Annotated in this window: 13 protein-coding genes and 6 pseudogenes; 16 read left to right on the forward strand and 3 right to left on the reverse strand. The window is 68.6% G+C overall.

Annotated elements, in window-relative coordinates:
* Positions 1 to 9: 9 nt before the first annotated feature.
* The gene (locus tag ACZK2V_RS13560; RefSeq protein ID WP_049422822.1) at positions 10 to 900 is read right to left on the reverse strand and encodes a sterol desaturase family protein; all 891 of its coding nucleotides are present in this window, start codon (positions 898 to 900) and stop codon (positions 10 to 12) included.
* Positions 901 to 1,032: 132 nt separating this feature from the next.
* Here ACZK2V_RS13560 and ACZK2V_RS13565 point away from each other — a divergent pair, with 132 nt between their 5' ends.
* From ACZK2V_RS13565 to ACZK2V_RS13595, 7 genes and pseudogenes are all read left to right on the forward strand, one after another.
* Entirely contained in the window at positions 1,033 to 1,983 is a 951-nt protein-coding gene (locus ACZK2V_RS13565; protein ID WP_180862776.1) for a LysR family transcriptional regulator, read from the forward strand.
* Positions 1,984 to 2,075: 92 nt separating this feature from the next.
* Positions 2,076 to 2,725 (forward strand): annotated as a pseudogene (locus ACZK2V_RS13570) (DsbA family oxidoreductase).
* Positions 2,726 to 2,760: 35 nt separating this feature from the next.
* A complete protein-coding gene (locus tag ACZK2V_RS13575; protein WP_049422824.1) occupies positions 2,761 to 3,768 on the forward strand; it encodes a cyclase family protein in 1,008 nt (335 codons plus the stop codon).
* Between the two features lie 267 nt (positions 3,769 to 4,035).
* The gene (gene imuA, locus ACZK2V_RS13580; protein ID WP_012511391.1) at positions 4,036 to 4,650 is read left to right on the forward strand and encodes a translesion DNA synthesis-associated protein ImuA; all 615 of its coding nucleotides are present in this window, start codon (positions 4,036 to 4,038) and stop codon (positions 4,648 to 4,650) included.
* A gap of 9 nt (positions 4,651 to 4,659) precedes the next feature.
* A complete protein-coding gene (locus ACZK2V_RS13585) occupies positions 4,660 to 6,069 on the forward strand; it encodes a Y-family DNA polymerase (protein WP_414578030.1) in 1,410 nt (469 codons plus the stop codon).
* 6 nt (positions 6,070 to 6,075) lie between these two features.
* Positions 6,076 to 9,184 (forward strand): annotated as a pseudogene (locus ACZK2V_RS13590) (error-prone DNA polymerase).
* A gap of 81 nt (positions 9,185 to 9,265) precedes the next feature.
* Positions 9,266 to 9,772 (forward strand): hypothetical protein, encoded by a 507-nt coding sequence (locus tag ACZK2V_RS13595; RefSeq protein WP_006373615.1) that lies wholly within the window; start codon positions 9,266 to 9,268, stop codon positions 9,770 to 9,772.
* A 134-nt stretch (positions 9,773 to 9,906) separates the two neighbouring features.
* Here ACZK2V_RS13595 and ptsJ read toward each other — a convergent pair.
* A pseudogene (gene ptsJ, locus ACZK2V_RS13600) lies at positions 9,907 to 11,192 on the reverse strand (MocR-like B6 salvage transcription factor PtsJ).
* A gap of 76 nt (positions 11,193 to 11,268) precedes the next feature.
* On the opposite strand from ptsJ, the pseudogene ACZK2V_RS13605 reads away from it, so the two are divergent.
* The 9 genes and pseudogenes from ACZK2V_RS13605 to ACZK2V_RS13645 all read left to right on the forward strand — a co-directional run bounded on the left by ACZK2V_RS13605 (position 11,269) and on the right by ACZK2V_RS13645 (position 19,148).
* Positions 11,269 to 12,040, forward strand: a pseudogene (locus tag ACZK2V_RS13605) (YggS family pyridoxal phosphate-dependent enzyme).
* Positions 12,037 to 12,738, forward strand: coding sequence for a glutamine amidotransferase (locus ACZK2V_RS13610; RefSeq protein WP_486322488.1), 702 nt, complete (start codon positions 12,037 to 12,039; stop codon positions 12,736 to 12,738). Before ACZK2V_RS13605 ends, ACZK2V_RS13610 begins: the two are co-directional and overlap by 4 nt.
* Entirely contained in the window at positions 12,735 to 12,959 is a 225-nt protein-coding gene (locus ACZK2V_RS13615; RefSeq protein WP_032129370.1) for a hypothetical protein, read from the forward strand. Before ACZK2V_RS13610 ends, ACZK2V_RS13615 begins: the two co-directional genes overlap by 4 nt.
* Before the next feature lie 98 nt (positions 12,960 to 13,057).
* A complete protein-coding gene (locus tag ACZK2V_RS13620; RefSeq protein WP_486322489.1) occupies positions 13,058 to 13,564 on the forward strand; it encodes a hypothetical protein in 507 nt (168 codons plus the stop codon).
* Between the two features lie 127 nt (positions 13,565 to 13,691).
* Complete coding sequence (locus ACZK2V_RS13625) at positions 13,692 to 14,201, forward strand: RNA polymerase sigma factor (protein WP_032129371.1); 510 nt, start codon at positions 13,692 to 13,694, stop codon at positions 14,199 to 14,201.
* A 36-nt stretch (positions 14,202 to 14,237) separates the two neighbouring features.
* A complete protein-coding gene (locus ACZK2V_RS13630) occupies positions 14,238 to 15,122 on the forward strand; it encodes a FecR family protein (protein WP_486323330.1) in 885 nt (294 codons plus the stop codon).
* A 64-nt stretch (positions 15,123 to 15,186) separates the two neighbouring features.
* Positions 15,187 to 17,657 (forward strand): annotated as a pseudogene (locus ACZK2V_RS13635) (TonB-dependent receptor).
* Positions 17,644 to 18,444 (forward strand): ChaN family lipoprotein, encoded by an 801-nt coding sequence (locus tag ACZK2V_RS13640; protein WP_486322490.1) that lies wholly within the window; start codon positions 17,644 to 17,646, stop codon positions 18,442 to 18,444. The pseudogene ACZK2V_RS13635 and the gene ACZK2V_RS13640 overlap by 14 nt, the downstream one beginning before the upstream one ends.
* Positions 18,437 to 19,148: pseudogene (locus ACZK2V_RS13645) on the forward strand (energy transducer TonB family protein). Before ACZK2V_RS13640 ends, ACZK2V_RS13645 begins: the two are co-directional and overlap by 8 nt.
* On the opposite strand, the gene ACZK2V_RS13650 reads toward ACZK2V_RS13645, so the two are convergent.
* On the reverse strand, positions 19,145 to 19,579 hold the full coding sequence (locus tag ACZK2V_RS13650; RefSeq protein ID WP_154263854.1) for a RidA family protein: 435 nt from the start codon (positions 19,577 to 19,579) through the stop codon (positions 19,145 to 19,147). The pseudogene ACZK2V_RS13645 and the gene ACZK2V_RS13650 overlap by 4 nt on opposite strands.
* Between the last annotated feature and the right edge of the window lie 24 nt (positions 19,580 to 19,603).

The following is a 19,603-nucleotide window of genomic DNA, read 5'->3' on the forward strand; positions in this document are numbered from 1 at the left end:
CACGCCCCATCATCCGCGCCTGCGCAGACCTTCCGGCAGCTCCGGCACCTCGCCATGCGGCAGTTCACGGAACGGTGCCAGCAGCTGCCCGGGATAATCGCGCGGATAGTCCGGCTGGCTGCCGATGCCGAGGTCGCGTTGCTGCAGCCGATAGCCGGACGCATCGAAGGCGGTCCCCAGCAGGTGATCCCAGACAGTCAGGAACAGGCCGAAGTTGACGTCGCCGGCGGTGCCGTAACGCATGTGGTGGAAGCGATGCAGCGGTGCCCAGGCCATCACCCGGCCCAGCACGCCGGGGCGCATGTCCACGTTGGAATGCTGCAGCAGCAGCTGGATGGCAATGGCGAACGCCAGCACCGCGGCTACCGGCATCGGCAGGCCCAACAGCAGCAGCGGCAGCACGCCGCCCACCGCTTCGGCCGCCTGGTGCAGCGGGTGTTTCATCAGACCGTTGAAGCCATACATGCGGGTCACGCTGTGATGCACCGCATGCAGCCGCCACAGCCAGCCGATGCGATGGCTGGCGTAGTGCACCAGGGTGATGCCGAGATCGGCGCAGATGACGGCCAGCAGCACCTGCAGCGCGAATGGCCACTGCAGCGGCCAGGCCTGCCACGGAATGATGGCTGCCAGCAGTGGCACCGCCGCGATCGACAGCAGGTTCAGGCTCTCGTTGACCAGCGCATGCAGGGTGTCACGCAGGCTGTCGCCGTGGTCGTGGTTGAACGCGGGGTCATACGGCCAAGCACGTTCGGCAGCGAACGAGACCGCGATGGCAACCGCCAGCAAGGCCAGCAGCCATAGTGGGTCGCCGTGGAGGTGGCCGACCCAGGCGACGGCGACGGCAACGAAACCCAGCAGGAACAACGGGGCATACAGGCGGAGCATCCAGTGCTTCATGGGCAATCCGGAAAGTAAGGGGCCTGCATGCTGGCGCCGCGTATGGGGCGCCGGCTTGAACAAACGGCGCAACCCGGCGCGCTCCCCGGTGGATGACCATCGTGGACGGCACCACGTTTCCCACATCCATGCATGGCGTGGATCTACAATGGCGCCCTCATCGCGCCCGGGACCGGCATGGATTCCTTCAACCTGATGCGTGCCTTCCGCCGCATCGTCGAACGCGGCGGGCTGGCCCGCGCCGCCGAAGACCTGGGCATGTCGCCGGCCGGCCTGAGCAAGCAGCTGCGCACCCTGGAAGCGCACCTGGGCGTGGTGCTGCTGCAGCGGACCACGCGGCGCATGAGCCTGACTGAGACCGGCCACGCCTATTACCGCGAATGCTGCCGGCTGCTCGACGAGCTGGATGCATTGGAGCGTGGCATCGCCGAACAGCGCGGCGACGTGGCCGGGCGCCTGCGCGTCAATGCACCACAATCATTCGCGCTGAGCACGCTGTCGCCGCTGCTGCCACGCTTCCTGCAGCAGCATCCGCAACTGTCGCTGGACCTTGTGATGGAAGACCGCCTGCTTGATGCGGTGGGCGAAGGTTTCGATGTGTCGCTGCGGTTGCGTGCCGAGCTGGACGACTCGCGACTGGTAGCGCGCCGCCTGGCCTCGTTGCAGCAGGTGCTGTGCGCGGCTCCGTCCTACCTTCAGCAGCATCCGGCACCGCAGGCGGTGGACGATCTGCAGGCGCACAGCGTGCTGGCCTACAGCCTGTCCGACTCGCCCGGCAGCTGGCCGCTGCTCGGCCCCGACGGCCAGGTGACGATCACCCTGCCGGCGCGCGTCACCGTCAACAACAGCCTGCTGCTGCGCGACCTGCTGGTGGCCGGCATGGGCATCGGCGCCCTGCCCTCGTTCCTGGCGGCACCGGCGCTGGCCCGTGGCGAACTGCAGCAGGTGCTGCCCGACCACCGCTATCCGCCGCGCTTCGTGCATGCGGTCTACCCCACCTCGCGCCACCTGCAGCCCAAGGTGCGTGCCTTCATCGATTTCCTGCACGCCGAGCTGCCCGGCTGCGCTGGCCTGGATTCGTAACCGCCAGCGAAAACTGAGCTGCCCGCGGCGTGCTGTTTCAGACGCGCCGCGCTGCCTACTCTGCCGCCTCCCCTCTCACCGATGGCAGGCAGATGTCTTCCGTTCCTTCCCCCGCCACCGCCGCGCCGGTGGTCGATTTCTTCCACGACGTGGTCTGCGGCTGGTGCTTCGTGCTGGCCCCGCGCCTGCAGCAGGTCTCCGCCGAACTCGGCATCCAGGTGCGTCACCGCAGCTTCGTGCTGCAGGACTCGCGGCGCAGATGGTCGAGGTGTTCGGCTCGATGGAGCGCGCCAAGGCGATCATCCTGCGCCACTGGACCGACTGCGCCGCGCATGAAGACACTGCGCGCATCGATATCGAAGGCATGCGTGCACAGGACTTCGAGTATCCGTCCGGCTGGCTCGGCGCACTGGCCTGCCAAGCCGCCGGCATGCTCGGTGGCAACGACGCCCATGGCGCGATGTTCGATGCCGTGCAGTGGGCGCACCTGCACCAGCACCGCAACATCGGCGACGCCGAAGTACTGCTGGATATCGCCGAAGCACTGGGCCACCCGCGTGGCGCCTTCGCTGACCACATGCGCAGCGACGCAGCAGCCCGGCGTGTGCAGGCTGACCGTGCCGAAGCCGCGACCCTCGGCATCCGCTCCATTCCCACCGTGATCGGCGGCAACGGCCTGCGCCTGCAGACCCTGCCGCTGCCGCAACTGCGCCAGGCCCTGGCGCACCTGGTCGCGGCCTGAGCCGCACCGTCCCCCACCCTGCAAGGAGATTCCCCATGACCTCACGTACCCTGGCCACCGCGCTGGCCCTGCTGCTGGCCGGCACCGCCGCTTCCACCACCGTTTCCGCGCACGAACGCGTTCCCTCCGGCCAACAGGTCGGCACCAGCCCCTGGGGGCCGAAGGACGAGATCGGCCGCCTCAACCTGATCACCGAGGCCTCGCGTGCGGCGATCCTGTCGCGGGTCAGCGGCGGCAAGGCCTATGACCTGGCCACCGAATACTACGTCGGCATGCCCAGCTGGCAGGATGCCGGCGACCCGCACTACCAGTTCTGGATGACCCACACCCCGCGCGGCACGGTGATGGATGATCCAATGGGCGTGGGTGAAACCATGAACCTCACCCGCAGCTACACTGGCACCGCGTTCTCGATGTACAGCCACACCGGCACCCACATCGATGCGCTGAACCATTTCGGCATCCACGGAAAGATCTGGAACGGCTTCGAGGCCGACAAGCACCTCGGTGACCGTGGCTGGAATGTCACCGGCATCGAGAAATTCCCGCCGCTGATCGCGCGTGGCGTGCTGATCGACGTGGCCGGCGCCAAGGGTGTGGACATGCTGCCGGACAGCTACCGCGTCACCCGCCAGGACCTGAAGGATGCGCTGGCACGCCAGCAGGTGAAGCTGCAGCAGGGCGACGTGGTGCTGATCCGCACCGGCCGCATGCGCCTGTTCGAACAGCCGAAGGCGTACATGGCCAACCCGCCGGGCATGGGCCTGGACGCGGCGCGCTTCCTGGTGGAGGACAGCGGCGCGATGATCGTCGGCGCCGACAACCTCAGCTTCGAGACCTTCCCCTCGGAGGTGTCCGACGACTACGTGCCGTTGCACACCTACCTGCTGGCCCAGCAGGGCGCGCCGATCATCGAGCTGGTGGCGCTGGACGAACTGGCCCGCGACAAGGTCTATGAGTTCGCCTTCATCGGCGGCCCGCTGAAGATCCGCGGCGGCGATGCCGCGCCGCTGCGCCCGGTCGCGCTGCCGGTCCGCCCGTAACCGGGAGTGCCCGTGCCTGTAGGTGCCGACCCTGGTCGGCATTCCCTCCCATGCCGGGTGGGTGCCGACCTTGGTCGGCACTCCTTTACCCCTTCAGCAACCTGAAACCCGACCTTCCGATTTCATTAGTAATTCTACTCACAAGGCGAGTAGCATGTCCGGTCTCAGCCCCTGATACCGGCCCGTCGATACTCGCGCCATGCCTGCCGTTTCCGCCCGTTCCTGCCGCTTCAAGCCAACCCGGCGCCTCCCTTGGAGGACCGGCTGATGGGTGCTGTCGTCGCCCTCGACCGGCTGCTGGACGGGCGCCAGCTGTGGCGCGGCCCGGCCCGCCAGGGCCCGGCCAGCGATCACCTGGCCAGCGGCCACCCGGCACTGGATGCGCGCCTGCCCGGCGGTGGCTGGCCGGCCAGCGGGCTGTGCGAGGTGCTGCAGGCCGCGCCCGGCGTGGGCGAGCTGGCCCTGGTCTGGCCGGCGCTGGCGAAGCTGAGCCAGCGCGACCGCCCGATCGTGCTGGTCGCCCCGCCCTATCGCCCGCATGCCCCGGCCTGGGCGGCGGCCGGGCTGGACCTGGCCCAGCTGCAGATCATCCACGCCGCACCGAAACAGGCGCTGTGGGCCGCCGAACAGTGCCTGCGCTCTGCGGCCTGCGCGGCGGTACTGTGCTGGCCACACCAGGCCGACGACCGCTCACTGCGCCGGCTGCAGGTGGCTGCCGACAGCGGCCAGTGCCTGGGCTTCGTGTTCCGCGAGGCGCAGGCAGCGCGCAACCCCTCCCCGGCCAGCCTGCGCCTGCAGCTCGACCACGGCCAGGTGCGGGTGCTGAAGTGCCGTGGCGGCCTGCCACCGGCGCAGCCGTTGCCACTGGCCATCGCCCACTGAGGCCGCGTCATGCATTGGGCCTGCCTGTTGTTGCCGCAGCTGGCACTGGACAGCGTGCTGCGCCTGCAGCCGGACCCGCAGCGGCCACTGGTGCTGCTGCAGGGGCCGGCGCAGCGTCGCGTGCTGCGAGCGGTCAGCCCGTCGGCACGCGCAGCGGGACTGCGCCCGGGCATGCTGCTGTCGGCCGCACAGGTGCTGGTGCAGGACATGCACCTGCACGACTACGACCCGAACGCCGAACAGCACACCCGGCAGCTGCTGGCCAGTTGGGCCTACGCCTACAGCTCGCAGGTCAGCCTCGATTTTCCGCACGCGCTGGTCATGGAGATCGGCGCCAGTCGCGCCCTGTTCGGTGACTGGCTGACGATCGAAAAGCGCCTGCGCGGCGAACTGCATGAGCTTGGTTTCCGCCACCGCCTGGTGGCCGCACCCACCGCGCATGCCGCGCGCGTGCTGGCCAACGTCCACGACGGCCTCGGCATCGATGCGCAGCAGCTGCCAGCGGCACTGGCGCAGCTGCCGTTGCCGCGCTGCGGCCTGCCCAGCGAAGCGGTGACCGTGCTCGGTCGTTCCGGTCTGCGCACGCTGGGTGCGGTGCTCGAACTGCCGCGCGACAGCCTGGCCCGGCGCTTCTCACCCGAGGTGCTGCAGCAACTGGATGCGCTGCGCGGCCTGCCCACCGCGCCACTGCGCTACTACCAGCCACCGGACCGTTTCGATGCACGCATCGAATTCGAATACGAGATCGAATCCAGCCAGGCCCTGCTGTTCCCGCTGCGCCGCCTGCTGCTGGACCTGGCAGCCTTCCTGTGCTCGCGCGATGGCGGCGTACAGCGCTTCGACCTGCACTTCGAGCATGACCTGCTGCCGGCCAGCGTGCTGACCATCGGCCTGCTGGCACCCGAGCGCGATCCCGCGCTGCTGTTCGAGATCGCACGCAACCGCATGGAAGCGTTCGCCCTGCCGGCCGGCAGCCGCGCACTGCGCCTGCAGGCCGAACAGCTGCCACCGTTCGTGCCCGCCGCGCGTGACCTGTTCGATACCCGGCCGGCACAGGCGATGCCTTGGAACCAGCTGCGCGAGCGCCTGCGGGCGCGGCTGGGCGATGACGCCGTGCAGTCGCTGGCCGTACAGGCCGACCACCGCCCCGAGCGCGCCAGCGGCACCCAGCCTGCGGCCAAGCCTCCGTCGTACTGGCCACTGCGTCCGGGCTGGCTGCTGGACACGCCGCAACCGCTGCGTGATCCCCGCCTGCGCATCGTCACCGGGCCGGAGCGGATCGAATCGGGCTGGTGGGACCAGGCCGATGCGCGCCGCGATTACTACGTGGTGGAAACCGCGCATGGCCAGCGCGGCTGGGCCTTCCGTGACCGCAACGATCCACATGCGCCGTGGATGCTGCACGGCTGGTTCGGCTGAGCCGCCATGCACAGCGAACTGCCCGGCTACGCCGAACTGCACTGCCTGTCGGCCTTCAGTTTCCAGCGTGGCGCCTCGATCGCCGAAGAACTGTTCGCGCGCGCAGCTGGCCAGGGCTACCGCGCGTTGGCGATCACCGACGAATGCTCGCTGGCCGGCATCGTGCGTGCCTGGCAGGCCGCCAAGACGCATGGCGTGGCGCTGATCGTCGGCGCCGAATTCCAGGTCGAGGACGGGCCGAAGCTGGCCCTGCTGTGCACCGACCAGGCCGCCTACGCCGGCTTGTGCCAGTTGATCACCACCTGCCGGCGGCGCGCGGCCAAGGGCGAATACCGCTGCCTGCGCGAGGACCTGCTCGGCCTGCCCGAGGGCCTGCTGTGCCTGTGGCTGGACCGGCAACCAGCGGCCACCGATCTGGAACTGTTGCGCGCCGGCTTCGATGATCGCCTGTGGCTGGCGGTGGAGCTGCACCATGAGCATGACGACGCGCGTCGCCTGCAGCAGCTGCAGGCCTTCGGCGAACGCCACCACCTGCCGCTGGTGGCCAGTGGTGATGTACACATGCACGTGCGCCGCCGCCGCGCCCTGCAGGACACACTGACCGCCATCCGCCACCGCTGCAGCGTGGCCGAGGCCGGCTGGCGCCTGTTTCCCAACGGCGAGCGCCACCTGCGCCCGCGTACCGCGCTGGCCCAACTGTATCCGCCCGAACTGCTGGCCGAGACCCTGCGCATCGCCGAGCGCTGCCACTTCACCCTGGAGCAGCTGCAGTACACCTATCCGCGCGAACTGGTACCCGAGGGCCACGATCCGGACAGCTGGCTGCGCGTGCTGGTCGAGCGCGGCATCCCGTGGCGCTGGAAAGGCGGCATCGAACCGGCACAACGCAAACAAATCGAGCACGAACTGGCATTGATCCGGGAAAAGAACTACGCCTCGTACTTCCTCACCGTGCAGGACATCGTGCGCTTCGCGCGCAGCCAGGACATCCTCTGCCAGGGTCGTGGCTCGGCGGCCAACTCCGCGGTGTGCTTCGTACTGGGCGTGACCGAGATCGACCCGGCACGCAGCAACCTGCTGTTCGAGCGCTTCATCTCCGCCGAGCGCGACGAACCACCGGATATCGACATCGACTTCGAACACGAGCGCCGCGAGGAAGTGCTGCAGTATGTATTCAAGCGCTATGGCCGCGAGCGCGCCGCCCTGACTGCGGTGGCGATCAGCTACCGTGGCCGCAGCGCGATCCGCGACGTGGCCCGTGCACTCGGCCTGCCGATGGACCAGGTCAACGAACTGGGCGCGGCGATGGACCACTGGGGCGGCCATGTGCCGCTGCCGGAGACCCTGCGCGAGCGCGGCTTCGATCCGGAAACCCCGCTGATGCGGCGGCTGCTGGCGCTGACCGCCGAACTGATCGACTTCCCGCGCCACCTGTCGCAGCACCCGGGCGGCTTCGTGATTTCCGAGCATCCGCTGTCAACCCTGGTGCCGGTGGAGAACGCGGCGATGGCCGACCGCACCGTCATCCAGTGGGACAAGGACGATCTGGATGCCACCGGCCTGATGAAGGTCGACTGCCTGGCGCTGGGCATGCTCACCGCCATCCGCAAATGCCTGGCGATGCTGCAGCAGCATGGCCTGCACGAAGGACGCATGGATGCGATTCCTCCCAAGGATACGAAGACCTACGACATGATCTGCGCCGCCGACACCATCGGCGTATTCCAGATCGAGTCGCGCGCGCAGATGGCGATGCTGCCGCGCCTGCAGCCGCGCACCTTCTACGACCTGGTGATCGAAGTGGCGATCGTGCGCCCCGGCCCGATCCAGGGTGACATGGTGCACCCCTACCTGGAACGGCGAAGGATCCTGCGCGAGCAGGGTCCTGACGCGTTGAACGATCCAGACAATCCACTCTATCCAGCGCGGCTGGAACGCGTGTTCGCGCGCACCCTCGGCGTGCCACTGTTCCAGGAACAGGTCATGCAATTGGCGGTGGAAGCGGCCGGCTACACGCCGGGCCAGGCCGATGCCCTGCGCCGCTCGATGGCGGCGTGGAAGCGCCGTGGCGGCCTGGAACCGCATCGCGAGAAGCTGCTGGCCGGCATGCTCAAGAACGGCTTCAGCCGCGAGTACGGCGAGCACCTGTTCGAACAGATCAAGGGCTTCGGTGACTACGGTTTTCCGGAAAGTCACGCCGCCAGTTTCGCCCTGCTGACCTATAACAGTTGCTGGCTGAAGTGCCATCACCCGGCCGCGTTCACCGCCAGCCTGATCAACAGCCAGCCATTGGGCTTCTACAGCCCCGACCAGCTGCTGCAGGATGCGCGCCGGCATGGCATCCGCGTGCTGCCGGTGGACGTGCGCCACAGCGACTGGGACTGCACGCTGGATTTCAGCAAGGGCGCGGCGGCGATCCGGCTCGGCCTGCGCCTGGTCGATGGCTGCAACGAGCCCGCCGTGCAGGCCATCATGCGTGAACGTGCGCGGCGCCCGTTCGACGATGTGGGTGACCTGTGCCAGCGTACCGCTCTGGACCGCCGCCAGCAGGGCCTGCTGGCCGATGCCGGGGCGCTGCGTGGGCTCAGCGGCCATCGCCATCGTGCGCGCTGGGATATCTCCGGTGTGGAAAACCGGTTGCCGCTGTTCGACCAGGCCCGCGCCACCACCGAAGCCCGCGTGCCACTGCCCCTGCCCAGCGCCTGGGAAGACATGCAGGCCGATTACCGCAGCACCGGCACCACGCTGGGCCGCCATCCGATCTCGTTCCTGCGCGCAACTGCGCAGCCGTGGCTGCCTGGATGCCGCACAACTGGCTGCCCACGGCCATGGCCGGCGCGTGCGCATCGCCGGCCTGGTGCGCATGCGCCAGCGCCCGCAGACCGCCAGCGGCGTCACCTTCCTCACGCTCGAGGACGAGACCGGCATGGTCAACGCCGTGGTCTGGCGGCACCTGGCCGATCGCCAGCACCGGGTGCTGGTCGACACCCAGCTGATGCAGATCGATGGCCGCCTGGAACGCGTCGATGGCGTGCAGCATGTCATCGTGCAGCGCATGCACTGCCTGGATGAACTGCTGCAGGGGCTGCGCAGCCACAGCCGCGATTTCCATTGACGATACACAACGTCACACAACGAACTGGCCATTGCCGGTCTGCATCCGCTATCGTCGGCACATCCAAGGAAGGACGACCCGATGTCCCGTGCGCTGCTGCTGACCACCCTGGTGGTCTCGACCCTCGCCCTGCTTGTTTCCGGCTGGACCGCCTGGAGCCTGCATCGCAGCCAATCGCCACAGCGCATCATCGAGGCACGCGGGCTGATCATCCACGATGCAAGCGGCCAGCCGCGGGTGATCCTCGGCGCACCGGTTCCCGATCCGCTCAGCCAGGGCCGCACCCAGGGGCCGCGCGCCACCGCCCTGTCCGGCCTGATCCTGCTCGGTCCCGACGGCTCCGAACGCGGCGGCTACGGCACCAGCGACCGCGGCGGCGAAGCCCTGCTCACCCTGGACGATGCCACCGGCACCACCGAAGTGTTCAAGGTCGTCGCCAATCCGGACCGTGGCGCCAGCCTCATGGTCAAGCACCAGAACAACACCGGCGCCATGCTCACCTCCTGGCAGGGCAAGCCGGAGCTGATGTTCGTCGATGACAGCGGCCAGTCCTACTACGTGCGCCCGGGCGCGAACGCCGCGCCTTGATCTGCTTCTGTAGCGTCGAACCATGCTCGACTACCGGTCATGTAGAGTCGAGCCATGCTCGACTGCTTCTACCAACAGCAGCCGAGCATGGCTCGGCTCTACAAAGGCGAAGCAAAGCCGAGCATGGCCCGACGCTACAAACCACACACCGCCGCCAGGTCATCGGCCAGCTGCCGCAGCTGCGCCGGTCCCAGCGCCGAACACGTAATGCGCAGACCATGGCCCGGTGCCGCCACCGCGAACACTTCGCCCGCGCGCACATGCCAGCCGCGCGAGGCCAGCGCCAGCACCTGCGGATGGCTGTCGGCCGGCAACGGCAGCCACAGGTTCAATCCTTCCATCGGCTGCGGCGTCGGCATGCCACGCGGCGCAGCAGCTCCTGTAGCGACTGCTGGCGCTGCTGGTAGCGCTCACCCGCCGAGGCGATCTTCGCCCGCTGCGTTGCCGACGCCAGCACCGAAGTCGCTGCATCCTGCAGCAGGTGGCTGACCCAGCCGGTGCCGGACGCCAATCGCAGCCGCAACCGCGATGCGGTCTCCTCATCGCAGGCCAGCCAGGCCAGCCGCAGGTCCGGACCCAGTGGTTTGGACAACGAACGCAGCAGCGCCCAGCGCCGGCCATCCAGCGGCAGCACTGAGTGATAGGCCTGCTGCGAGAGCAGTGCGTAGTGATCGTCGATCAGTACCGCCACCTGCGGGTAGGCCGCCAGCAACTGCCGCAACGCCCGTGCCCGCTTCGCATCCAGGCTGGCCCCGGTCGGGTTGTGTGCCCGCGGGGTCAGCAGCACCGCGCGTGCGCCGGCCTCCAGCGCCTGCCGCAGCGAATCGACCTGCATGCCATGCGCGTCCACCGCTACCGGCAACGGCGCGTGGCCCACAGCATTGAGCACATTGAGGCTACCGAGGAAGCATGGATCCTCCACCGCGATGCGGTCTCCTGGCAGGAACCACGCCGCCAGCAGGCGCTCGATGCCATCAACCGCGCCATGGGTCAGCTCCAGCGCATAGCCCTCCGGGCAGTCCGCATCCAGCGAGGCCCTTGCCAGCGCCTGCAACCTCGGGTCGACCGTGCCTACGCCGTACAAACGCGGCGCGGCCGGGGCCAGGCGCAGGTTCGGCAGCAGCCGCGGATCCGGATTGCCACCGGCCAGGTCCTGCAGCGCCAGCCCGGGCGTACTGCCCTCGCGCGCCAGCGTCGGCGGCAATCCGCGCACCACCGTGCCACGGCGGCCCGCCGTGCTGGCCAGGCCCGCCGCATCCAGGCGCTTGTAGGCAGCGGCCACGGTGTTGCGGTTCACGCCCAGTTGCTCGGCCAGTTCACGCACCGGCGGCAGCACGCTGCCGGCCGGCAGGCGGCCCTTGCCGATGCCGTCGCGGATGCTGTCGAAGATCGACTCGGCGCTATGCCCGGTGATTTTCATTTTGTCCTATGCCAAAATATATCTTGTCCTGTGCCAGTGTATCCCACCCTAGCCATCCTGCATTGGAGGTGCCCGCATGCCCCTTGCCGCTGCCGACTGGCCCGTCGCCCAGTCCGTTGAACAGATCGCCGCCAACCTGGTCACGGTGCGCCAACGCATCACCGATGCCTGCGCGCGTCGGCCGGGACCCGGCCAGCGTGCGCCTGCTGCCGGTCAGCAAGACCGTCGATGACGCCCGCATCCGCATGGCGGTGGCTGCAGGCTGCCACGAACTGGGCGAGAACAAGGTGCAGGAAGCACAACGCAAGGCCGAAACGATGGCCGACCTGGGCGTGCACTGGTCGGTGATCGGCCATCTGCAGACCAACAAGGCGCGCTACGTGGCGCGCTTTGCCAGCGAGTTCCAGGCGCTGGACAGCCTGCGCGTGGCCGAGGCCCTGCAGCAGCGCCTGCAACTGGAAGACCGCACGCTGGATGTGTTCGTGCAGGTCAACACCTCGGCCGAGCCGAGCAAGTACGGACTGGAACCCGACGCGGTCGAGGCCTTCGTGCAGCAGCTGCCGGCCTTCGATCGCCTGCAGGTGCGCGGCCTGATGACCCTGGCCATCTTCACCCCCGACGTCGAGCGCGTGCGCGCCTGCTTCGTGCGCCTGCGCGAACTGCGCGACCAGCTGCAACGCACCGCCCCGCCCGGCCTCGACCTGTCGCAGCTGTCGATGGGCATGTCCGGTGATTTCGAAGTGGCCATCGAGGAAGGTGCCACCGTGGTCCGCGTCGGCCAGGCCATCTTCGGCGCCCGCGCCACCCCGGACAGCTTCTACTGGCCGAACAGCGGAGCCCCGGCATGAAGCACGCGGTTGTCCTGCAACACGTTGCCTTTGAAGACCTCGGCACCCTGCAGCCTCTGCTGTTGGCACAAGGCTGGCAGTTGCAGGTGCTGCAGGCCGGCGTCGATGCGCTCGATCCGGCCGAAGTGACCGACCTGCTGGTGGTGCTGGGCGGCCCCATCAGTGCCAATGACACAGCGACCTATCCCTTCGTCACCGACAGCATCGCCCTGCTGCAGCGCCGGCTGCAGCAGCAGCGGCCAACCCTGGGCATCTGCCTGGGTGCACAGCTGATGGCGCGTGCACTCGGTGCCAGTGTCGCTCCCAGCGGCGGCAAGGAAATCGGCTTTGCGCCACTGCTGCTGACCGATGAAGGCCAGCGTTCACCGCTGCAGGCCCTGCAGGGCATTCCGGTACTGCATTGGCATGGTGAGGCGTTCGACCTTCCGGCCGGTGCACGCCGCCTGGCCAGCACGCCGGCCTGCCGCCACCAGGCCTTCGCCATCGGCAACCACGCACTGGCCCTGCAATGCCATCCGGAACTGGACGCCCGCCAGTTCGAGCGTTGGCTGGTCGGCCACACGCTGGAGCTGGCCCAGGCCGGCATCGATCCGAATGATCTGCGCGCGCAGGCGCGTCGCTATGGCGCACCACTGGCCGCGGCCGCCACCGCGATGTTCGACCATTGGCTGCAGGACCTGCCGGAGACACCGCGATGAACTATCGATTACAGATCCACCGCGATGGCGTCTATTGGGGCCACTTCGACTGCAGCGGCCCTGATGCCCTGCAGCGCATGGACGCCATCGCCGCACAACTGCCTGCGGATCAGGGCTTCCAGCTGAAACGGCAGAAAGGTGTTGGCGAAGAGCGCATCCTGTCCAGCAATGCCGACGGCCTGCGCGTACTGGCTTCGCAGATCCAGTACCGCGATCTCTGACGATCGTCACGGTAGTGCCGGCCGCTGGCCGGTACTCGAATCTGCCGGCCAGCGGCCGGCACTACCCCGGCTGTTCGGCCGCGTGCGAAGCTTCACCGATGCTGACCCTGCAACGCGGCAACCACCACGGACTGCTCATCGCCCCGCGCTGGCCCTCCACCCGCATCCAACTGGAAGAAGAGGTACTGCAACGCCTGCTCGACGCGCAGGCAATGCTGCCTGTGGGGCTGCGGCTACTGCTCACCCGTGGCTTCGAACCCAGCCACAGCCGTCTCGGTGGCTTCCGCCGCCTGGTGCGTCGGCTCGGCATCACCCTCTTCCGTGCCTGTTATCCGCAGCGCCGGGATGAAGTCGACGCCATCTTCGGCGCCAACGGCCACGACATCGATGGCCGTCATGTCGATGTCTCACTGGTACTGCACGGCGAGCGGCTGCGGCTGCTGCCCCTGGGCGTGTTCACCCCGCCGCGCTGGCAGCACCGCCGCATCGCCCGGTATGCCGAGCCGGTCGCACGAGCGAAGCGCAGCCTGCAGCACTGCGGCTTCGAGCTGCATCACAACCCCACCGAAGCGCTGCAGATCCACTGCGATTACCTCCCACGATGACCCCCGCGGCTGGCTGTGCATCGTTCGCCGCTCGCCTCTTTGATGCAAATGATTCTCTTTTGCTGTAAGGTGCAGCCGCTGCCCTTGCCGCCGCGGGCTGTTCCCTTTCCCAGTTGTCGCCCGCCCCGTGTCCACGCCTGTCGAACCGACGGATGTCGCGCAGCTGTGCGCGGCCCATTACCGGCCGCTGCACGCCCATGTCCGCCGCAAACTCCCGCAACGCAGCGACGCTGATGACGTCGTCCAGGAAACCTGGCTGCGTGTCGTCAAGGTCGCCGCCAGTGGCCTGCTGAGCAATGGCCGCGCTTACCTGTACCGTGTTGCCCACAACCTGATTGCCGACCATTACCGGCAACGCCAGCGCCGTCGCGAAGAAGCGCTGGATGACACGCAGTTGCATGCCATCGCCGATCCTGCGCCGCTGCCCGAGCAGCGACTGCTCGACGCCGAACAGCTGCGCCACCTCGACGCGATCATCGCCGCGCTGCCACCGCGCTCGCGCCAGGTGTTCCTGCTGGCGCGGGTTGAACAGTTGGCGCTGGCCGAGATCGGGCGCCAGCTCGGCATCAGCCGGCAGACCGCGCACGGCCATCTGCTGCGCGCACTGGTCGCCCTGCAGCAGGTGCCGGGCGCATGAGCCTGGACGCGATCGCGCGAAGCTGCACGCTGGTGGCTGGACGGGCACGACGGTGGCCGCGACGAGAACGCGTTCGAGCAGTGGTACCAGGCCGACCCTCGCCATGCTGCGCAGTACCAGCATCTGCAACACCTGTGGCAGGCCGGTGCGACGCTGCCCAGCCTGCAGCGGCAACAGCAGCGCAGGCAACGCCGTCGCCTGCGCGAAGCCGGCATTGCGGTTCTGTTGCTGTGCGCGCTGGGTCTCTACAGCCGCCATGTGTCGCCGCCCGTAGCGCAGGTCCTGCGAACGGCCGCTGGCGAGATCCGCGAGGAGACCCTTCGGGATGGCTCGCATGTAATGCTGTCACCCGGCAGCGAAGTCAAGGTGCGCATCGATGGGCAGCGCCGCCAGCTCCAGCTGCAGCACGGCCAGGCCTGGTTCCAGGTCGCCGCCGATGCCGACCGGCCCTTCCAGGTGCATACCCCACAGGGCACCGTCACTGCACTGGGGACCGCATTCGATCTTGCCGTGCAGGGCAACAGCAGCGTGGTCACCGTTACCGAGCATCGCGTGCGCGTGGACAGCGGCAACGTCAGCATGCTGGCTGACCACGGCGAACAGCTGCGCTTCGATGGGCAGGCAACAGCCCATGCAACAACGACCGCCCCCGGAGCATTGGCCTGGCGCGAGCGGCGCCTGCACTGGGTCTCGGCCCCGCTGGCCGACGTCACGCAGGGCCTGGACCGCTGGCACGGCGGGCACACGTGGGTCGTCGGCGAGCAGCTGCGCCAGCAGCCGGTCACCCTGCTTGGCAGTGCCGACGGTGCAGCCAGCAACCGCGACCAGTTGGCCACTCAGTTGCAGGTGCGCGTGCTGCGCCTCGGCGACGGCATACAGGTGTGGCTGCCGCCACGCAGGGAACAGCGTGATGGACCCTGACATCCGGCCTGCGGCTGCGTCTACCCAGGATGACGACGCTCTGCGTCAGCCCCTGGAGCCCCCGATGCTGTGCCACCGCCCCCTTGTCCTCGCCCTGTCGCTGGCCTGTGCCAGCGCGATTCCACTGCTGCCTGCCAGCGCCCAGGCGCAGGCTGTCAGCCGCCACTACGATCTGCCCGCACAGCCGCTGGCGGCCGCGCTGGATACCTACAGCCGCCTGAGCGGCGTCGATCTGGTGATCGGCGCGGCGCTGCCCGCCGGCCACGCTGCCCCTGCCCTGCGTGGTGATTTCGACGATGCGCAGGCCCTGTCGCGCCTGTTGGCAGGCAGCGGCCTGCGCCCGCGCTTCGTCGATGCGCGTCGTGCCGCCCTGGAGCCGGCACCGGCTGAACGCGCCGATGGCAGCCGTCGCACTGGCCCGCTGCGGGTGCAGGGTACTACCGCACACGGTCAGGCACCGGGTGCCGGCGCCAGTCAATATGTACCGGCCACCCGCGATGGCTTTGCGCCCTCGGTGGGCAGCGAGCGTGTGGCGATGGCCGAACGCCAGGAAGGCAACAGCCTGCTGCGCTCGATGCCCGGCACCCACAGCTTCCATTCGCGCAGCCAGCCGGGCCTGCAGGTCAACATCCGCGGCATGACCGGTGCCGGCCGGGTCAACACCATGATCGACGGTGTCACCCAGACCTTCCGCAACAATGCCGGGCACGGCTCGGGCGGCCCGTTCGCCTATGTCGATCCCTTCCTGCTGGCCGGTGTGGACGTGCAGCGCGGTGCGGTCGCCGGTGGTGATGGCGCCGGCACGCTGGCCGGCAGTGCCAACTTCCGCACGCTGGACATCGACGATCTGCTCGGCGAGGGGCGCGACTGGGGCCTGCGTGCGGGCTACCGCCACGGCAACAACGGCTACGGCAGTGGCCGTACCTTCGCCGGTGCCTGGCGCCACAGCGAAGAGGGGGCGACCGCCAGTTCGGCCTGCTGGCCGCCGCCAGCAGCAGCCGCAGCAGCGAATACGCGACCGCACGCGGGCAGAAGAACAACGCCGACCCGGGCAGCCAGCAGCCCAGCAGCTGGCTGTTGAAGGCGCGCCTGCAGCCCAGCGACCAGCATCGGCTGGACCTGAGCCACATGCGTTACGAAAACGACTTCTACCACAACTATCCGTGGCAGATTTCCGCGCGCAACCAGCGCGCCAGTTACCACTACACACCCTATTCGCCGTGGATCGACCTGCGTGCGACCTTCGCCAGCAACAAGACCCGGCTGTTCTACCCGCCGGTGGAGGACTCCAGCTACATCGGCCGCCGCACCCACAGCAGCCTGAGCAGCTGGACCGTGGACAACACCAGCCGCTTCGACATCGGTGCACTGCAGGCGCGCTGGAACACCGGCATCAAGCACCAATCGGACATCTATGTGGCCGATACGCCCATCCTGCGCGGTGCCAACCCGCAGGGTCGCAGCCAGCTGGACAGTGTGTTCAGCACGCTGGAGCTGCAGTACGACATCTATGCCCTGACCGCAGGACTGCGCCAGGACCGCTTCGGCATCCGTGGTCACATCCCGGTGTGCTCGGATGTGCCCGGCCAGTGCGCGGAGATCAATGGCGGCGACATCGACGTGCGTCGCACAGAGCGCGCACTCAGCCCGAGCCTGGCGGTTTCACTGCAGGCCACCGACTGGATGCAGCTGTTCGCCGAGGTCTCGCGCACGTCGCGGCCGCCGCGGGTGCAGGAGATGTTCTTCGAGAAGATCCCGCTGGAAGGCATGAGCGATGCCGATGGCGTGGGCGCCAACCCGTTCCTGCGCCGCGAGCGCTCGCGCAACCTGCAGTTCGGCGCCAACCTCAGCACCGACTCGCTGCTGGTCGACGGTGACCTGGCACAGCTGAGGATCACCCGCTTCGACAACCGCATCCGCGACTACATCAAGCCGCAGTATCTGCTGATCGTGCATCCGCCGGAAGTGGAACCGTTCGTGGTGCCGATCGACAGCGATCCGCAGCTCACTGCCTGGACCGATGCGCTGGACGCCGACGACTTCAGCGCCACCACGCGCTGGATGAACCACCCCGGCGTGGTGCGCATGCGCGGCATCGAACTGGAAGCCCATTACGCCAGCGAGCACTACCACGCCACGCTGAGCTGGACCCGCTCGCGCACCAGCGCGCCGGCCATCGAGTTCGTCAACCTGGAAGACATCACCGCCCTGCCCGACCGCTACTGGACGCTGGACGTGGGCGGCCGCTGGTGGCAGCAGCGCGTGCAGGCCGGCCTGCGCGCCGAGTACTCCGGTCCGACCGAGGAAGGCTACGACTTCTTCCAGACCCGCAAGACCGGCGGCACCGGCGTGCTGCTGGACTTCTACGCCAGCTTCAAGCCGCAGGCCAACACCACGCTGTGGCTGAACATCGAAAACCTGCAGAACAAGGCCTATGACAACAATGCCTCGATCGACAGCATCTTCAGTCCAATCCTGGACCGCGGCAACGGCCGTGGCCGCACCGTCTCGATGGGCGTCAATGTGGCGTTCTAGCCGCCACTGGCTGCCGCTGTGCCTGCTCGCGCTCGCGTCGATGGCCAGCGCGCAGCCGATGCCCGGCAAGGTGCTGGACCTCGCCAGCGGCCAGACCCTGGACGAAGCTGCGTTCGTGAAGCGCGCAGCGAACGCTCCGCGACTGCTGCTGGGTGAACGCCACGACCTGGCCGGTGACCACGCTGCCCAGCGCTGGCTGCTGCACGCGCTGCAGCAGCAGCGTCTACAAGGCGCGCTGGTGCTGGAGATGATTGCCAGCGAACGCCAGCCGCGCCTGCAGCGGGTGCAGCGCTGGCTGGCCAAGGGCAACCATGCCGACGGTGCACGCCTGCAGGAGCTGCTGGGCTGGGATACACGATGGCCGTGGACCGCCTACGGCGGGCTGGTGCAGGACGCCACCGCTGCCGGCATCCCCTTGTTCGGCGGCAATCTCGCGCGCGTCGAGGTCAACGCCCACCTGGCGTCCGCTGATGCGGTGCGGTTCCCGCTGGCCGCCGCCCGCCAACGCCTGTCGGATGTGGTACTGGCCCAGCACGCAGACGCGGCACCGATGCTGGAAGGGATGCTGGCCGTGCAACAGGCCCGCGACACGCGCATGGCACAGGTGCTGACCACAGCCCCCGCACCCGCGCTGCTGGTAGCCGGTCGCTGGCATGTGCTGCGCGGCACCGGGGTGCCGGGCTACCTGTCACCGGATACGCCTGCGCTGGTGATCGCATTGGCCTCGCCGGGTGAAACCGTCGGTGCTGCTGATGCCGATCTGCTGTGGGTGCTGGACGATGAGTGAGCGCGGCCAACACTGGCAGGCGATCGTGATCACCGTCGTCCTGCACCTGCTGCCCCTGCTGCTGTTGGTGCACTGGGTTGCAATGCCGCCGATGCTGCCACCGCCGGAGCAGGACGTGCGCATCAGCCTGCGCCTGCTGGCACCGGCCACGCCGCCACAGCCCGTAGAGGAGCGCCAGGCCGATACCCCCAGCCAGGCGCAGCAGGCGCGTGCATCGCAACCGACCAAGTCGCCGCCACCACCGAAGCCTACCGCCGCGCGAGAGGGCGAGTTGGCCGCCAGCGAAACGGGCGGGACGGGTCGAAAGCCGCTGCCGGTCGCCCCGCCTGCGGCCGCGACCGATGCAAGTCCCGCACCGGCATCGATCACGGCCGCGCCGCCCGCTCCAGACGCGCCACCGGCGGACTTCCAGGCCGGCGCCGCCAGCGACCAGTGGGAAGCCCGCCTGATGGCACGGCTGGAGCGTTACCGCTATTACCCTGCCGCCGCGCGCTCGCGCCGGCAGCAGGGCACTGCCTGGGTCAGGGCCAGCATCGACCGCGAAGGTCGCCTGCTGGCGCTGCGGCTGGAGCAGTCCAGTGGCCAGCCGATGCTCGATGACGCTGCGCTGCAGACCTTCCGTCGCGCAGCCGCTGCCGCCCATTCCCGATGAACTGAAGGCACCACAGGAACTGGTGGTGCCGGTGGAGTACTACCTGCGCTAGACGGCGTAGGCCTCCGCCTCGATCTCGAACAGCATGCCGTCCAACGCCAGTCGCGGCACCGGGATCAGTGTGCAGGTGGGCGCCGCGCGGTTCGGCCAGCGCCGCCGCACCTGGTGGGCAATGATGCCCAGCCGGTCCTCATCGTGGTCGACCACCAGGATGCGCAGCCGCGCCACATCGGCCAGACTTGCCTGCGCCGATCGCAGCGCGGTCTGCAGGTTGTCCAGCGCCTGCCCGACCTGTTCTTCGAAGCTGGGCGAGAGGCGGCCCTGGGCATCTTCGCCGCCCTGCCCTGCGACATGGATCACCCGCGCCGGCAGGCGCACCACCGCCACGTGTGAGTAGCCGTTGGCCGAAGGATCGTAGAGACCCGGTGGATTGAACAGTTCCATCAGGCCATGGCTGAGGTCCGGTGTGGTCAGCAGGTTCATGCCGCGCGCCTCGTGGGGGATGCC

This window comes from Stenotrophomonas sp. 93052_Sma (genome assembly GCF_056481145.1).

Coding starts and splice junctions, on each gene's coding strand:
- ACZK2V_RS13560 (WP_049422822.1), bottom strand. CDS start 900: ATGAAGCACTGGATGCTCCGCCTGTATGCCCCGTTGTTCCTGCTGGGT.
- ACZK2V_RS13565 (WP_180862776.1), top strand. CDS start 1,033: ATGGCGTGGATCTACAATGGCGCCCTCATCGCGCCCGGGACCGGCATG.
- ACZK2V_RS13575 (WP_049422824.1), top strand. CDS start 2,761: ATGACCTCACGTACCCTGGCCACCGCGCTGGCCCTGCTGCTGGCCGGC.
- imuA (WP_012511391.1), top strand. CDS start 4,036: ATGGGTGCTGTCGTCGCCCTCGACCGGCTGCTGGACGGGCGCCAGCTG.
- ACZK2V_RS13585 (WP_414578030.1), top strand. CDS start 4,660: ATGCATTGGGCCTGCCTGTTGTTGCCGCAGCTGGCACTGGACAGCGTG.
- ACZK2V_RS13595 (WP_006373615.1), top strand. CDS start 9,266: ATGTCCCGTGCGCTGCTGCTGACCACCCTGGTGGTCTCGACCCTCGCC.
- ACZK2V_RS13610 (WP_486322488.1), top strand. CDS start 12,037: ATGAAGCACGCGGTTGTCCTGCAACACGTTGCCTTTGAAGACCTCGGC.
- ACZK2V_RS13615 (WP_032129370.1), top strand. CDS start 12,735: ATGAACTATCGATTACAGATCCACCGCGATGGCGTCTATTGGGGCCAC.
- ACZK2V_RS13620 (WP_486322489.1), top strand. CDS start 13,058: ATGCTGACCCTGCAACGCGGCAACCACCACGGACTGCTCATCGCCCCG.
- ACZK2V_RS13640 (WP_486322490.1), top strand. CDS start 17,644: ATGTGGCGTTCTAGCCGCCACTGGCTGCCGCTGTGCCTGCTCGCGCTC.
- ACZK2V_RS13650 (WP_154263854.1), bottom strand. CDS start 19,579: ATGAACCTGCTGACCACACCGGACCTCAGCCATGGCCTGATGGAACTG.